The sequence below is a fragment of the Rhodoferax sp. GW821-FHT07G04 genome (genome assembly GCF_059418585.1).
This window is the reverse complement of sequence record NZ_JBWKQD010000003.1, coordinates 329,488-344,493: the sequence shown is the minus strand read 5'-3', so window position 1 is coordinate 344,493 and position 15,006 is coordinate 329,488. Positions and strand designations below refer to the sequence as shown.

General features: G+C 63.7%; 12 protein-coding genes. 9 read left to right on the top strand and 3 right to left on the bottom strand.

What is annotated here, in order from left to right:
* The first annotated feature begins 115 nt into the window (after positions 1–115).
* The 6 genes from nirB to cobA all read left to right on the top strand — a co-directional run bounded on the left by nirB (position 116) and on the right by cobA (position 8,580).
* Positions 116–2,560 carry a nitrite reductase large subunit NirB gene (gene nirB / locus AC07OO_RS18875; protein ID WP_495083679.1) on the top strand — a complete coding sequence of 815 codons (2,445 nt, stop codon included), beginning with the start codon at positions 116–118 and terminating at the stop codon, positions 2,558–2,560.
* Between the two features lie 25 nt (positions 2,561–2,585).
* Complete coding sequence (locus tag AC07OO_RS18870; RefSeq protein WP_495083678.1) at positions 2,586–3,392, top strand: type IV pili methyl-accepting chemotaxis transducer N-terminal domain-containing protein; 807 nt, start codon at positions 2,586–2,588, stop codon at positions 3,390–3,392.
* Between the two features lie 68 nt (positions 3,393–3,460).
* Entirely contained in the window at positions 3,461–3,847 is a 387-nt protein-coding gene (nirD, locus tag AC07OO_RS18865) for a nitrite reductase small subunit NirD (protein WP_495083677.1), read from the top strand.
* A gap of 34 nt (positions 3,848–3,881) precedes the next feature.
* The gene (locus tag AC07OO_RS18860; RefSeq protein WP_495083676.1) at positions 3,882–6,731 is read left to right on the top strand and encodes a nitrate reductase; all 2,850 of its coding nucleotides are present in this window, start codon (positions 3,882–3,884) and stop codon (positions 6,729–6,731) included.
* Positions 6,732–6,871: 140 nt separating this feature from the next.
* Positions 6,872–7,780: a DNA-binding protein YbiB gene (gene ybiB / locus AC07OO_RS18855; RefSeq protein WP_495083675.1), complete on the top strand. Its 909-nt coding sequence runs from the start codon at positions 6,872–6,874 to the stop codon at positions 7,778–7,780.
* Positions 7,777–8,580, top strand: coding sequence for a uroporphyrinogen-III C-methyltransferase (gene cobA, locus AC07OO_RS18850; protein WP_495083674.1), 804 nt, complete (start codon positions 7,777–7,779; stop codon positions 8,578–8,580). The genes ybiB and cobA overlap by 4 nt, the downstream gene beginning before the upstream one ends.
* 121 nt (positions 8,581–8,701) lie before the next feature.
* Here the strand turns inward: cobA and AC07OO_RS18845 are convergent, their stop codons facing one another.
* Positions 8,702–8,902 (bottom strand): type II toxin-antitoxin system antitoxin, encoded by a 201-nt coding sequence (locus AC07OO_RS18845; RefSeq protein ID WP_495083673.1) that lies wholly within the window; start codon positions 8,900–8,902, stop codon positions 8,702–8,704.
* A gap of 12 nt (positions 8,903–8,914) precedes the next feature.
* The gene (locus AC07OO_RS18840; protein ID WP_495083672.1) at positions 8,915–9,805 is read right to left on the bottom strand and encodes an SPFH domain-containing protein; all 891 of its coding nucleotides are present in this window, start codon (positions 9,803–9,805) and stop codon (positions 8,915–8,917) included.
* Between the two features lie 333 nt (positions 9,806–10,138).
* Between AC07OO_RS18840 and AC07OO_RS18835 the strand changes: the two genes are divergently transcribed.
* The gene (locus AC07OO_RS18835) at positions 10,139–10,831 is read left to right on the top strand and encodes a hypothetical protein (RefSeq protein ID WP_495083671.1); all 693 of its coding nucleotides are present in this window, start codon (positions 10,139–10,141) and stop codon (positions 10,829–10,831) included.
* Positions 10,832–10,858: 27 nt separating this feature from the next.
* Here the strand turns inward: AC07OO_RS18835 and AC07OO_RS18830 are convergent, their stop codons facing one another.
* Positions 10,859–13,273, bottom strand: a complete 2,415-nt coding sequence (locus AC07OO_RS18830; RefSeq protein WP_495083670.1) for a bifunctional diguanylate cyclase/phosphodiesterase — start codon at positions 13,271–13,273, stop codon at positions 10,859–10,861.
* A gap of 105 nt (positions 13,274–13,378) precedes the next feature.
* On the opposite strand from AC07OO_RS18830, the gene AC07OO_RS18825 reads away from it, so the two are divergent.
* A complete protein-coding gene (locus AC07OO_RS18825; protein ID WP_495083669.1) occupies positions 13,379–13,747 on the top strand; it encodes a VOC family protein in 369 nt (122 codons plus the stop codon).
* A 5-nt stretch (positions 13,748–13,752) separates the two neighbouring features.
* Positions 13,753–15,000, top strand: a complete 1,248-nt coding sequence (locus AC07OO_RS18820) for a BaiN/RdsA family NAD(P)/FAD-dependent oxidoreductase (RefSeq protein ID WP_495083668.1) — start codon at positions 13,753–13,755, stop codon at positions 14,998–15,000.
* Positions 15,001–15,006 lie beyond the last annotated feature (6 nt).

Sequence of the window (15,006 nt, the reverse complement as noted above, 5' to 3'; positions counted from 1 at the left end):
TGTGTGTGAGTTTGGTGTACCGGCCGCATGGCCGTGTTTGAACTATCCCTTTTCTCTTTTGTTTGGCAGGTGGCATATCCACGTGCCAAGGTTTCCGATACCAGGAGTGGCGGCAATGAAAAAATCCAAGTTGGTAATGATAGGCAATGGCATGGCGGGCGTGCGCACGCTGGAAGAATTGCTGAAGATTGCACCCGATCTGTACGACATCACCGTCTTCGGCGCGGAGCCACACCCCAACTACAACCGCATTTTGCTGTCGCCCGTGCTGGCCGGCGAACAGACGCTGGACGAGATCGTGCTGAACTCCTGGGAGTGGTACACCGAGAACCACATCACACTGCACGCCGGCAAGAAGGTCTATGAGGTGGACCGCGTCAAGCGCATCGTGCGCGCCAAGGATGCCAATGGCGCCATCACCGAGGCCGAATACGACCGCCTGCTGCTGTGCACTGGCTCCAACCCCTTCATATTGCCTGTGCCGGGCAAAGACCTGCAAGGCGTCATCGCCTACCGCGACATTGCCGACACCAACGCGATGATCGAAGCGGCCACGCAATACAAGAACGCCGTGGTCATCGGCGGCGGTCTGTTGGGCCTGGAAGCGGCCAACGGCCTCATGCTGCGCGGCATGAATGTGACCGTGGTGCATGTGATGCCCACGCTGATGGAACGCCAGCTGGACACCGTGGCCGGCAAGATGCTGCAGAAGTCGCTGGAAGACCGGGGCCTGAAGTTCCTGATCGGTGCACAGACACAAGGTTTGGTTGGCAATGAGGCAGGTCGCGTCAAGGCCATCCAGTTCAAGGACGGCACCGAGGTGGCTGCCGATCTGGTCGTCATGGCCGTGGGCATTCGCCCCAACACCGAGCTGGCCGAGAGCATGCGCCTGCATTGCAACAAGGGCATCGTGGTCAACGACACCATGCAGACCACCACCGATGCCCGCATCTACAGCGTGGGTGAATGCGCGGCCCACCGCGGCATTGCCTACGGTCTGGTGGCGCCGTTGTTTGAACAGGCCAAGGTGGCCGCCAACCACCTGGCGCAGTACGGCATTGGCCGCTACCAGGGTTCGCTCACATCGACCAAGCTCAAGGTCACCGGCATTGACCTGTTCAGCGCGGGCGACTTCACCGGTGGTGATGGCACCGAAGAGCTGGTCATGAGCGACCCCTATGGCGGCGTCTACAAGAAGCTGGTTATCAAGGACGACAAGCTGGTCGGCGCCTGCCTGTATGGTGACACCGTGGACGGCAGCTGGTACTTCAAGCTCTTGCGCGATGGCCGCAGCATTGCCGACATCCGCGACAAGCTGATGTTTGGCGAATCCAATATCGGCGACACCGGCCACGAAGGCCACAGCAAGGCTGCCACCATGCCCGACGATGCCGAGGTCTGCGGCTGCAACGGCGTCAACAAGGGCACGATCTGCAAGGCCATCCGCGAGAAGGGTTTGTTCACGCTGGACGAGGTCAAGAAACACACCAAGGCCAGCGCGTCTTGCGGCTCCTGCACCGGGCTGGTGGAACAGATCATCATGTTCACCGCCGGTGGCGACTACTCCGCCACGCCCAAGACCAAGGCCATGTGCGCCTGTACCGACCATGGCCACCAGGCCGTGCGCGATGCGATTCGCAACAACAAGCTGCTGACGATTGCCGACACCTTCAAGTTCCTGGAATGGAAGACGCCCAATGGTTGTGCATCGTGCCGCCCGGCCGTCAACTACTACCTGATCAGCACCTGGCCCAAGGCCGCCAAGGACGACCCGCAAAGCCGCTTCATCAACGAACGCAGCCACGCCAACATCCAGAAGGACGGCACCTACAGCGTGATCCCGCGCATGTGGGGCGGTGAGACCACGGCCGCCGAACTGCGCCGCATTGCCGACGTGGTGGACAAGTACAACATCCCCACCGTCAAGGTCACCGGCGGCCAGCGCCTGGACCTGCTGGGCGTGAAGAAGGAAGACCTGCAAAACGTGTGGAAGGACATCGGCATGCCATCCGGCCACGCCTATGCCAAGGCCCTGCGTACGGTCAAGACCTGTGTGGGCAGTGAATGGTGCCGCATGGGCACGCAGGACAGCACCCAGATGGGCAAGGACCTGGAAAAAGCCATGTGGCGCATGTATGCCCCGCACAAGGTCAAGTTCGCCGTAAGCGGCTGCCCGCGCAACTGCGCTGAGTCCGGCATCAAGGACGTGGGTGTGATTGGTGTGGACAGCGGTTGGGAGATGTACATCGCCGGCAATGGCGGCATCAAGACCGAGGTGGCGCACTTTTTGGTGAAAGTGAAGACGGCCGCCGAGGTGCTGGAGTACACCGGCGCCTTCTGCGAGCTGTACCGCCAAGAGGGCTGGTACCTGGAGCGCACCGTGCACTACGTGAACCGCGTGGGCCTGGACTATGTGAAGAAACGCATCCTGGAAGACCACGAAGGCCGCAAGGCGCTGTGGGAACAGTTGCAGTTTGCGCTGGATGGTGAGCCCGACCCGTGGTTCGACTTCAAGGAAGCGGCTGTGGACACGCGCCAGTTCACCGCCCTGCCTGTCTGAACGCGCCCACATTGGGGAGATCGCCATGATGAAACCAATCCTGTTCAACCGTAGAACGCTGCTGCTGGCCACCACCGGCCTGCCGCTGCTGACGGCTGCGCATGCGCAGGTCAGCGACATGGGCGACGCCATCAACAAGGCCGGTCGCCAGCGCATGCTGAGCCAGCGCATGGGCAAGGCCTGGCTGGCCCTGGTCCATGGCGTGGAAAAGCCCATGGCCCAGCAAGTGCTGGACAAGTCGCTGGCGCTGTTTGACCGCCAGCTGGTCGAGCTCAAGGCCTTTGCCACATCGCCCGACATTGCGGCCACCTACAACAAGTTGGAGGCGTCGTGGGGCACATACAAGACGGCCCTGGTCGGCAACCCGCCGTCACGTGAGCAGGCGGCCAGCATGTTGCAGCTCAACGCTGGCGTGCTGGCGCTGGCCCACCAAGGTACGCAGCAGTTTGAAGCGGTCCAGGGCAAGCCGACCGGCAAGCTGGTCAATGTGGCCGGGCGCCAGCGCATGCTGAGCCAGCGCATGGCCATGTACTACCTGGCGGCCCGCCTGCCGGTTGAGGCCCCGGTGGCGGCGGCCGAGATCACCAAGGCGCGCGGCGAGTTTGTCAGCGCCCTGGCCTTTCTGCGCGACGCACCGCAAACCACAACCGCGATCCAGGAGCAGTTGCAACTGGCCGACGGGCAATGGGTGTTTTTTGACGCGGCGCTGAAACGGGGCTCTGCCAACGACGCGGGATCCGCCCGCGCGTTGGGCGAGGTCTTCATCGCCAGCGAGAACCTGCTGGCCGTGATGGACAGGGTGACCGGCATGTACTCGGCCCTGAAAACCTGAACGCATATAGAAAACTGGGCGGTAGCCCTCGTAAAACCTGAGCATACCGCTACAAAAGGAATAGCAAAATGAGTGAATGGACCCCCATCTGCAAAGTCGAAGACATCCCGGTACTGGGCGCGCGCCGCGTAGCCCGCAGCCAGGGCCTGGACGTGGCCGTGTTCCGCAACGACGCCGATGGTGTGTTTGCGCTGCTGGACCGTTGCCCGCACAAGGGCGGCCCCTTGAGCCAGGGCATCGTGTTTGGCACCAGCGTGGCCTGCCCGCTGCACAACTGGACGATTGGCCTGTGCGATGGCCAGGCATCCGCCCCCGACGAAGGCTGCACGCCCAAATTCGCGGTGCAGGTGGTCGATGGCCAGGTCTCGCTGAAGACTGCTGAGCTGGCCGGCCACGCCGTTGACGAAACACGGCCCATTGCTGGCCCCGCCCGCCGCAGCTGCACAACCGCCTAAACCCTCTCTCCCCTCAGCGCAGCGCACCGCACCCATGACGGCCACACAAGAAACAAAATCGACCTGCCCCTATTGCGGTGTGGGCTGTGGCGTCATCATTGAATCGACCGGGACACAGATCACCGGCGTGCGCGGCGACCCGGACCACCCGGCCAACTTCGGGCGGCTGTGCACCAAGGGCTCCACGCTGCACCTGACCGCCAGCGCCGCGGTGACTGTCCAGACTCGCCTGCTGCAGCCGATGCAGCGCCTCACACGCAACGCCGCGCCACAGGCCATCACCTGGGATGCCGCGCTGGACACGGCCGCCAAGGGCTTTGCCCGCATCATCCGCGACCATGGGCCGGACGCGGTTGGCTTTTACGTGTCAGGCCAGTTGCTGACCGAGGACTATTACGTCTTCAACAAGCTGACCAAGGGCTTGATCGGCACCAACAACATCGATACCAACTCGCGCTTGTGCATGAGCAGCGCCGTGGCCGGCTACAAGCAGACGCTGGGCGCCGACGCACCACCGGCTTGCTACGACGATGTCAACCACGCGCAGTGCATCTTCATCACCGGCTCCAACACGGCGTTCGCCCACCCCATCCTGTTCCGCCGCATCGAAGACGCAAAAAAGGCCAACCCGCGGCTGAAAATCATCGTCTGCGACCCGCGTGCCACCGACACGGCCAGCATTGCCGACCTGCACCTTGCCATACAGCCTGGCACCGACGTGATGCTGTTCAACGGCATGCTGCACATCATGGCCTGGGAAGGCTGGCTGGACCAGGCCTTCATCGACCAGCACACTGCGGGTTTTGATGCGCTGAAGGCCACCGTACGCGACTACACGCCCGACACCGTGGCCCAGGCCTGCGGCATTCGCAAGGACACGCTGCTGCAGGCCACGCGCCTGTTTGCCGGTGTGCAAAGTGGCGGCGCGCCCCGCACCCCCACACTGAGCCTGTATTGCCAGGGGCTGAACCAATCCAGCAGTGGCACGGCCAAAAATGCCGCGCTGATCAACCTGCACCTGGCCACCGGCCAGATCGGCAAGGCGGGCGCCGGCCCCTTCTCGCTGACCGGCCAGCCCAATGCCATGGGCGGGCGAGAAGTGGGTGGCCTGGCCAACCTGATCAGCGCCCACCGCGACATGACCAACCCCGAGCACCGTGCCGAAGTGGCCGCGCTGTGGGGCCTGCCCGCGGTGCCCGACAAACCCGGCAAGACGGCCGTGGACATGTTCCAGGCCGCGGCCGATGGCGAGATCAAGGCCCTGTGGATTGCCTGCACCAACCCGGCCCAGAGCATGCCCGACCAGGCCACCGTGCGCCGCGCGCTGGAGCGGGCCGAGCTGGTCATCGTGCAGGAGGCTTTCTCCACCACCGCCACCGCGCGTTATGCCGACCTGCTGTTGCCCGCCACCACCTGGGGCGAGAAGGATGGAACGGTCACCAACAGCGAACGCCGCATCAGCCGCGTGCGCCCGGCCGTGCCCGCGCCCGGTCCGCTGGACAACGGGCCGCGCCACGACTGGTCCATCGCCGTCGACTTTGCACAGCGGCTCGAAGCCCTGCTGGCACCGGCCCGGCCCACGCTGTTCCCCTACCCAACGCCCGAATCGGTGTGGAACGAGCACCGCGAATCCACCCGCGGCCGCGACCTGGACATCACCGGCATGTCTTACTCCATGCTGGACGCGCGGGGCCCACAGCAATGGCCGCTGGCCGCGGGCCAGACCACCGGCAAGGCGCGCCTGTACGAGGACGGCATCTTCCCCACCGCGGACGGCAAGGCCAAGTTTGTCAACACCGAATACAAACCCGTGGCCGAGCCGCGCGAGGCACGCTACCCGCTGTCGCTGACCACCGGCCGCCTGCGCGACCAGTGGCACGGCATGAGCCGCACCGGCACGCTGGGCCGCCTGTTTGGCCACGTGGCAGAGCCCTGCATCGAGATGAACGCGCAGGACATGGAGCGCCGCCTGCTGAAAGACGGCGACCTGGTCCACGTGACGGGCAAACGCGGCTCCATCGTCGTGCCGGTGCTGGCCAGTGCCACGCTGGCGCCGCAGCAGACCTTCATCGCCATGCACTGGGGCGAAGAATTCCTGAGTGGCGCCAGCAGCAGCGGTGAACGCCTGGCCGGCGTCAACGCGCTGACCACGCCGGTCTACTGCCCTACATCCAAACAGCCCGAGTTCAAACACACGGCCATCAAAGTGCTGAAGGCCGAGCTGCCGTGGTCGCTGCTGGGTATTGCCTGGCTGCCGGACGACGCGGCACTGACGGCGCGCGAAGAGCTGAAGGAACTGATGGGCAAATTTGCCTTCGCCAGCTGCACGCCCTTTGGCCGTGAGCGCAGCGGCCTGCTGTTCCGCGCCGCGGCGTACGAAACGCCGGACGATGCCGTGCTGGCCCGCATCGAGACGCTGCTGGGCATGGGTGGCGCCGACGTGCTGCGTTATGCCGACAAGAAACGCGGCCAGCGCCGCGCCGTGCAAGTGGTGCCCGCCAGAGAAGACGGCACCGCCAAGGGTGAGACCCGACTCAATGCCTTCTTGCTGGCCGGCGACACCAGCGCCCAAAGCTGGATCAAGACCCTGCTGCAAGACGAACTGCCCGCCCAGGCCTATGGCCGCATGCTGCTGGTGCCGGGCGCCAAGCCCCCGGTGGCGGTGCAGTCGCGCGGCAAGCAGGTCTGCACCTGCTTCAACGTGACGGAGTCGGACATCACCACACAGTTGGGCCAATGCAAGGGCAACGAAGACCAGCGCCTGGCCCAGCTGCAGGGGGCGTTGAAATGCGGCACCAATTGCGGATCGTGTCTGCCCGAGGTGAAGCGCATCGTGCGGTTGGCCATGCCGACCAACTCTGGCGTCCCAGCCTTGCAGGCCTAGCAGATATGCAGCGACAACTCGCCGCCGGGCCGCCCCAAGGCGAGTTAGCCCCCTTTGGGGGGCAGCGACCCGCGCAGCGGCGGAGCGTGGGGGCATTAGTACATTACCCTAAGTTATCAAGCCTGCGGGACAATGGCAGCATGGGCATCGCACACTACATCAAGGAAATCGGCCGCGGCAGCCAGGGCGCCCGGCCGCTGAACCGCGAGCAGGCGGCCGATCTGTTCGGCCAGGTGCTGGATGGAGCAGTAACCGACCTGGAAGTGGGCGCCTTCTGCCTGGCCATGCGCATCAAGGGTGAAACCGCACAGGAGATGGCGGGTTTTCTGGACGCCACCCACCAGCGCCTGTGCCGCCTGCCGGCCAGCTCCCCACGCCCCACCATCGTCATCCCCAGCTACAACGGCGCGCGCAAGCTGCCGGTGCTGACACCTTTGTTGGCCCTGCTGCTGGCGCGTGAAGGCCTGCCGGTGCTGGTGCACGGCACGGCCACCGAGTCGCGCCGGGTCTATACGTCAGAAGTGCTGCTAGCCCTCGCCATTCCTGCACAGGCAGCTATTGAATCCATAGCACCTGGCACGGTGGCCTTTGTACCCACCGCGCTGATGCACGGCGGCCTGCAGCGCCTGCTGGATGTGCGCCGCGTCGTCGGACTGCGCAACCCGGCCCATAGTCTGGTCAAGCTGATGAGCCCGGTGAAGGGCAAGAGCCTGCTGGTCAGCAGCTACACCCACCCCGAGTACGCCGTGTCGATGGCCGAGACCTTGGCCGTAATGAATGGCAACGCGCTGCTGCTGCGCGGCACCGAAGGCGAGGCCGTGGCCGACCCCCGGCGCACGCCCAAGATGCAGGGTTTCATCAACGGCCAGATCGTGGACCGCCAGGACCACCAGGACGGCACGCTGACCAGCCTGCCCGACCTGCCCGCCAGTACGGATGCCGCCAGCACCGCAGCCTATATCCGCAGTGTGCTGGACGGCACACAGCCCGTGCCCACGCCGATTGCCCAGCAAGTGGCCCACATCTTGCATTTGGTGGATTTACTATGAAACACGATCTTTCCAACTCCAGCGCACGGGGCCATGTCACCCTGGTGGGCGCAGGCCCGGGCGACCCCGAGCTGCTGACCCTCAAGGCACTAAAAGCCATCCAGCAAGCTAGCGTGGTGCTGGTCGACGATCTGGTGAACGAGGCCATCGTTGCCTTCGCACCACCCACCGCCCGCATCGTCTACGTGGGCAAACGCGGCGGTTGCAAATCAACGCCCCAGTCCTTTATCGAAAAGCTGATGGTGACCGCCGCACTGGAAGGTGAAATCGTCGTGCGCCTCAAGGGTGGCGACCCCTTCATCTTTGGCCGTGGCGGCGAAGAGATGGAGGCTCTGCAAGCTGCGGGTGTGCGCGTCAGCGTCATCAACGGCATCACCGCCGGGATGGCTGCGGTCACATCGCTAGGCGTACCGCTGACCCACCGCGAATACGCGCACGGTGTCGTGTTTGTCACCGGCCATGCCAAGCCCGGTTCCGCCGGCACCGACTGGCGCGCATTGGCCAATACGGCACGCCAGGCCCGGTTGACCTTGGTGGTCTACATGGGTGTCAGTGGCGCGGCCACCATCCAGAACGAATTGCTGCATGGCCTGCCGGGCGATACACCGGTGGCCATCATCCAGAACGCCAGCTTGCCCACGCAGCGCCAGGCCGTGTGCACGTTGGCGGAGCTGGAAAGCACGATTGCCCGTGAACAACTGGCCAGCCCCAGCGTCATCGTTGTCGGGGATGTGCTGCAGGGCTTGTTGGCAGCGGGCATGGAATCCAGCAGTCTGCAACTGCAACACCGGGCTGCATAAAACGCGGGGAAAGTCCTGCGCGTGAGGGCGAGTCTGTGCGCCAAGGCGTTTTGCTCCGTGTCCCCCGCCCGCTGCGCGGGCTCCTCCTTTACCTGCGCAAAACGCCTTGGCGCACAGACTCTTAGGGGCCGTCGGGCTTGTCCTCTTCGCCGGGCTTGGCCGGCGGGTTTTGCCCACCGACTCGGGCCCGCACCGCTTCTCGCAGCAGGTACTCCACTTGGGCATTCACACTGCGCAATTCCGACGCGGCCAGGCGCTCAATCTGCGCCCACAGCACGGGGTCTATGCGCAGCGCAAAGGACTTCTTATCGGGACTGGCCATGGCGGGAGATTGTCAGTTGTACAGCGTACCCGTATTCACCACCGGTTGGGCGTCGTGGTCGGAGCACAGCACCACCAGCAGATTGGTCACCATGGCGGCTTTGCGCTCATCATCCAGATCTACCAGGCCGCGCTCCTGCAAGCCGATCAAAGCCTGCTCCACCATGCCCACAGCGCCCTGCACAATCAGGCTGCGTGCGGCGATGATGGCCTGGGCCTGCTGACGGCGCAGCATGGCGCCGGCGATCTCGGGGGCGTAGGCCAAGTGCGTGAGTTTGGCATCGACCACCACCACGCCGGCCAGCGCAAAGCGCTCCTGCAATTCATCCAACAGAGCCTCACCAACCTGCTCGGCACCGGAACGCAGCGTGACCTCCTTGTGCACTGCTCCGGCCGTGTCGTCCAGGTTGTCATAGGCATAGCTGGAGGCCAAGTGGCGCACGGCGGCCTCGGCCTGTGTGAACACGTAGGACTCGAAATCTTCGACATCAAAGCTGGCCCGTGCCGTGTCGTTGACCCGCCAGACGATGGCTGCGGCAATCTCGATGGGGTTGCCGCGCAGGTCGTTGACCTTGAGCTTTTCGCTGTTGAAGTTGCGCGCTCGGGTCGACACCTTGCTGCGGCTCAAGAACGGGTTGGCCCAGCGCAAGCCTTCGTTGCGGTCGGTGCCGCGGTAGCTGCCAAACAGCTTCAGCACGGCCGCCTGGTTGGGGTTCAGCGTGTACAGGCCAGACAGAAACCACAGCCCGGCCACCACGGCGATGCCCGCCAATACCAGGTTCGTCACACTGGGTGCACGCGTGACCATAAACCCGGCCAGCAACAGCAAACCCAGACCCAGCAATACCGCCACAAAGCCATTGGCCGTGGTTGCCACATATTCGTTGGAAGCCTTCTTGTCCATATCCATCCTCCTAGGGGTTGGCTCCAACCATAGTGTTGGACGCCGCTTTGACCGCCTTCACAAACGGATGAAATGAGATCAAAGTGATATCACTATAGTAGCATTTTTGAACTTCATCAAGTTTATTTGGATTGACACGCAAGCCCGATTTCTGGGGATTGTGGAGCCATGGGCATGTCAACATAATGGCCCCTATCACCCTGCAAGAAACCACCGCCACACCATGAATCCCATGCCCGCCGGCCATGGCACGCTGCTGGTGTGCTGGCGCTCGCCGTCGGCATCTGCCTTTGCAGCGGCGTCGCGTATGCGCAGACCGCACCAGCGCCAGCGGTGACCGCACAAAAGCTGTTTGTCATCGGTTCGGACGCAGCCGAAGACTCCTACTCCTTCAAGTGGTTCGCGCTGATTTACCGGGAGCTGTTCAAGCGCATGGGTCTGTCGGTGCAGATGGAGAGCTTTGCGCTCAAGCGCCTGGGCATGCAGATGGAGAGCGGCGCCATCGATGGCGAGGCCAAACGCGCCTACGGCTACGCCGCAACGCAGCCCACGCTGGTACGCGTGGAAGAGTCCATCATCGAGCTGAACCTGGCCCTGTACACGGCCAACCCCAAGCTGCAACTGCAGCGCCTGGATGAGCTGGTCTCCAACGGCCTGATGGTGGAATACCGGCGCGGCATCCTGCTATGCGAGAACGCGCTCAAGCCCATCGTGCCGCCCGAGCGCTTGTCCGATGTAGCCACCAATGACCAGGGTGTCAAGAAGCTGGTGGCCCAGCGCACCGATGTGTATTGCGACTTCAGCCTGGGCATCCTGCTGGCGCTGCACACACCGGAGTTGGCAGGTGTCACCAGCGTCCGCAAGCTGATCGATATCGGCAAGAGCATTCCCACCTACCCGTACCTGCACAAGCGGCATGCCGACCTGGCGCCGCGCATGGCGGCGGTGCTCAAGCAGATGAAGGCCGAGGGCCTGGTCGATGCCTACCGCCAGCAGGTGGAAAGAGAACTGGGCTGGAGCCAATAGCAGGGCTGTGGTCCGCGCCGCGCCTGATCAGTCCTTGAACACGTAGGCCGGCTGGACCAGAAAGCGCAGCAGTTCGTCAGCCGGCATGGGCCGCGCAAAGAAATAGCCCTGGGCCAAGCTGCAGCCATAGCCGCGCAAGCGCGCCAGCGCCTCCTCGTTCTCCACCCCTTCGGCCACCGTGGTCAGGTCCAGGCTGCCGGCCATCTGGATGATGGCGTGCACGATGGCGGCATCCTCGCGGTCGGTGGCCAGGTCGCGCACAAAGGACTGGTCAATCTTGAGGCGGTCCACCTCAAAGCGCTTGAGGTAAGAGAGGCTCGAATAGCCGGTGCCAAAGTCGTCAATCGACAACTGCACGCCCAATGCCTTGAGCCGCTTGACGGTAGCCAGTACGGTTTGCGTGTCGTTGATCAGAATGGATTCGGTCAGCTCCAGCTCCAGCAACTCCGCCGGCAAACCAGACACCTCCAGCGCGCTGGTGACGGACTGCTCCAGGTCGTCGCGGCGGAACTGCAACGCCGACAAGTTGACCGCTACCGAGATGTCGGCGCCCACGGCCTTGTGCCACACCGCGGCCTGGCGGCAGGCTTCGCGCAGCACCCATTGCCCTATGGGCACAATGAGGCCGCTCTCTTCGGCAATGGGTATGAAGCGGGCCGGCGAAATCATGCCCAGCTCTGGGTGTTGCCAGCGTATCAGCGCCTCCACCCCGTCCACCGCACCGGTGCGCAAGTCGATCTGCGGCTGGTAGTGCAGCACAAACTCCTGGCGCTCCAACGCGCGGCGCAGGCCATTGCGTATGCCCAAGCGCTCCACGGCGTCCACATTCATCTGCGCGTCGAAGAAGTGGTAGGTATTGCGTCCGGCAGCCTTGGCTTGGTACATGGCCATGTCGGCCTTGGTGCGCAGGGTGTCGGCATCGGTGCCATCGTCGGGGTAGATGGCGACGCCCACGGATACCGAAGTGCTGAGCTCGTGGCCGTCGATGTCGTAAGGTGCCCGCAGGCGGTCCATCATATTGACCAGCACGGGGGCCGTGGCCTCGGGCGTGGCAAGGTTGGGCAGCACGATGATGAACTCATCGCCGCCCTGGCGGCTGACGGTGTCAGTATCGCGCACACAGGCCGTCAAGCGGGCCGCAACCTGTTTGATCAAGGCATCGCCAATGGTGTGGCCCAGCGAGTCGTTGACGGTCTTGAACTTGTCCAGGTCCAGGCACAGCACCGCCACTTTGGACCCCGCGCGTTCCGCATAGGCCACGGCCTGCGCAAACCGGTCCTGGGCCAGCTGCCAATTGGGCAAACCCGTCAGCGCATCGTGATAGGCGATGAAGTTGATTTTTTGTTCGGCCTGCTTGCGCTCGGTCACATCGGTGAACACCCAGATGCTGCCGTCCTGCGGCTTGTCGGCGTCCACCACGCGCCCCGCCACCTCAGCCCACAGGGCGCTGCCATCGCGCTTGAGCAGCTTCATCGTGTTGCGAAAGCTCTCGCCTTGCGCGAACTTGCCGTAAGCGACCTGGCCCACCGTGGCGAATTCAGCCTGGTCCTGGTAGAAGTCATTGGTGGCATGCCCCACCAGTTCCCCGGGGCCATAGCCGAAAATCTCTTCCAGACGCCGGTTGCAGCTGATGATCACACGCTTGCGCACCATCGCAATACCGACCAGTGCGTTTTGCAGCAGCGCGTCTTGCTCGGCTACGCGTTGCTGCAGCTCCTGGTTCAGCGCGGCCATGCCGGCCTCGGCGGTAGCCAGGTTGCTGGCGGTGTGGTCCAGCGTCCATTCCACGGTGCCCAGTTCGTCTAGATGGCCGGGTGGGGCCGGCACCGGTGTGTCGCCTGAACGGCGTGCGGGCTTGTGCGCCGGTAGCAGGCCGCTGACCTTGGTGGCGAGCTTGGCCAGCCGGTTGGTGACCAACTGGCGAAACAGCCACACCATGAACATCGCAACGAAGAAAGTCTTCAAACCATTGCTGATCAGAATCGCCACGGCACGGGTGATCACCTGTTGGTAGATGCCGTTCAGGCTGGCCACCACGTCCAGTTGGCCAATCTCTACATCCTTGCCGCGGGCGACGTGGTGCAGCGTGTAGCTGCGCACCACGGTGTTGCTGGTATGGGGTTTGCCCGCTACCCAGCGCGTGCGGCTGCTTTGGGCCGTGATGCTGGCCTGGTCGATATTGGGCAACTGCGTCAGGGCTTCCAGGGCCAGGCGTACCTGTCGTTCGTCAAAGTCCCACACACTGCCGGCGATATTGGGTACATAGATGCTGACGCTGTCGAGCTGCTTGTCCAAGTCACTGCGCAGCGTGCGGTACTCCACCACCAGTTCGGCAACGGTGATCAGCAGGGTGATGGCGGTGCTGAAGGCAATGATCAACAGAATCAGACGCCGGCCTATGCGGTTCTTCTGTACGAACGGGATTTGCTCAAGTATTTCCATTACTCACAGTCTCGGCGGCCAGGGCTGTCGTTTGCTGCCTATTATTGACCGGCTTGCGCCATACACTAACCGTTTTTCAAACCACCCAACACAAGGAGCACACCCATGATCGGCTATGTCACCCTGGGAACCAACGACCTACCCCGCGCCGGGGCCTTCTATGACGCCCTGCTGGCCGACCTGGGCGCCAAGCGCCTGTGGGATTACGCAGGCGGCATTGGCTGGGGCACATCACCAGAGCAACCCAGCCTGGCCCTGATGAAACCGTTTGACGGCAATGCAGCAACCGTGGGCAACGGCGTCATGGTCGGCCTGGTCGCAAAGTCCACTGAGCAGGTGGACCAGTTGTACGCAAAAGCCATCGCCTTGGGCGCCAAGGACGAAGGCCCCGCTGGCCCGCGCGGCAAAGGGTTTTACGTGGGTTACTTTCGTGACCTCGATGGCAACAAGCTCTGCTTCTTCCACGCAGGCTGACCAGATTGCAAGACTTTGATGTAGTCATCGTAGGCGCTGGCGCCGCCGGCTTGTTCTGCGCCGGGGTCGCCGGCCAGTTGGGCCTGAAGGTCTTGGTGGTGGACCACAGCGAGAAAGTTGCGGACAAGATCCGCATCTCAGGCGGTGGTCGCTGCAACTTCACCAACCGCGACGCCGGCCCTGCCAACTTCCTCAGCGACAACCCGCGCTTCTGCCGCTCGGCGCTGTCGCGCTACACCGCGCGCGACTTCATCGCGCTGGTGGAAAAACACAAGATCCCCTTCCACGAGAAGCACAAGGGCCAGCTCTTCTGCGACCACTCCGCCGACGACATCATCCAGATGCTGCTGGCCGAATGCGCGGCGTCGGGCAATGTCACCCGCTGGCAGCCCTGCGCCGTATCGGCCATACGCAAATTGGCCTCTAGCCCTCGTGGAAATTGGCCAAGCAGCTATGAAATTGATAGTGACCGTGGGACCATCCAATGCGGAGCGGTCGTCATTGCCACAGGCGGCCTGTCCATTCCCAAGATGGGTGCCACGGATTTTGGCTACCGCGTGGCCAAGCAGTTTGACCTGCCGGTGGTCACACCCCGCCCAGCCCTGGTGCCACTGACCTTTGATGAGGCCGCCTGGGCACCGTTTGCGCAGCTGTCCGGCCTGTCGCTGCCGGTCAAGATTGAAACCGGCAGCAAGAAAGAGCGTGTGGCCTTTCTGGAAGACCTGCTGTTCACCCACCGCGGCCTGAGCGGCCCCGGCGTGCTGCAGATATCGAGCTACTGGCAGCCGGGTACGCCCATCCGCCTGAACCTGGCACCGGACACGGATGTGGCAGAAGTGCTAGGCCGTGCCAAAGCCACAAGCTCCCGCAAACTGATTGCCAACGAGCTGGCTGCCCTCGTGCCCTCGCGCCTGGCGGACACCTGGGTCGCGCAAGGCGCTGCACTGGGCCACAACTGGGCACGGCCCATCAACGAGGCATCGGACAAGGCCCTGACCGCATTGGCGGAGCGCCTGAGCCAATGGGAGCTCGCCCCCACCGGTACCGAAGGTTACAAGAAGGCCGAAGTCACCGCCGGCGGCGTCGACACGCGCAACCTGTCGTCGCAGACCATGGAGTCCAAGCAACCCGGCCTGTACTTCATTGGCGAAGTCGTAGACGTGACCGGCTGGCTGGGCGGCTACAACTTCCAATGGGCCTGGGCCAGCGGGTTTGCGTGCGCGCAGGGTCTGGCGGCGCGCCTATCGGCGTGAACGGCC

What these genes read in the sequence shown, in the direction of transcription:
- nirB (WP_495083679.1), top strand. Translation starts at nt 116, where the DNA reads ATGAAAAAATCCAAGTTGGTAATGATAGGCAATGGCATGGCGGGCGTG.
- AC07OO_RS18870 (WP_495083678.1), top strand. Translation starts at nt 2,586, where the DNA reads ATGATGAAACCAATCCTGTTCAACCGTAGAACGCTGCTGCTGGCCACC.
- nirD (WP_495083677.1), top strand. Translation starts at nt 3,461, where the DNA reads ATGAGTGAATGGACCCCCATCTGCAAAGTCGAAGACATCCCGGTACTG.
- AC07OO_RS18860 (WP_495083676.1), top strand. Translation starts at nt 3,882, where the DNA reads ATGACGGCCACACAAGAAACAAAATCGACCTGCCCCTATTGCGGTGTG.
- ybiB (WP_495083675.1), top strand. Translation starts at nt 6,872, where the DNA reads ATGGGCATCGCACACTACATCAAGGAAATCGGCCGCGGCAGCCAGGGC.
- cobA (WP_495083674.1), top strand. Translation starts at nt 7,777, where the DNA reads ATGAAACACGATCTTTCCAACTCCAGCGCACGGGGCCATGTCACCCTG.
- AC07OO_RS18845 (WP_495083673.1), bottom strand. Translation starts at nt 8,902, where the DNA reads ATGGCCAGTCCCGATAAGAAGTCCTTTGCGCTGCGCATAGACCCCGTG.
- AC07OO_RS18840 (WP_495083672.1), bottom strand. Translation starts at nt 9,805, where the DNA reads ATGGACAAGAAGGCTTCCAACGAATATGTGGCAACCACGGCCAATGGC.
- AC07OO_RS18830 (WP_495083670.1), bottom strand. Translation starts at nt 13,273, where the DNA reads ATGGAAATACTTGAGCAAATCCCGTTCGTACAGAAGAACCGCATAGGC.
- AC07OO_RS18825 (WP_495083669.1), top strand. Translation starts at nt 13,379, where the DNA reads ATGATCGGCTATGTCACCCTGGGAACCAACGACCTACCCCGCGCCGGG.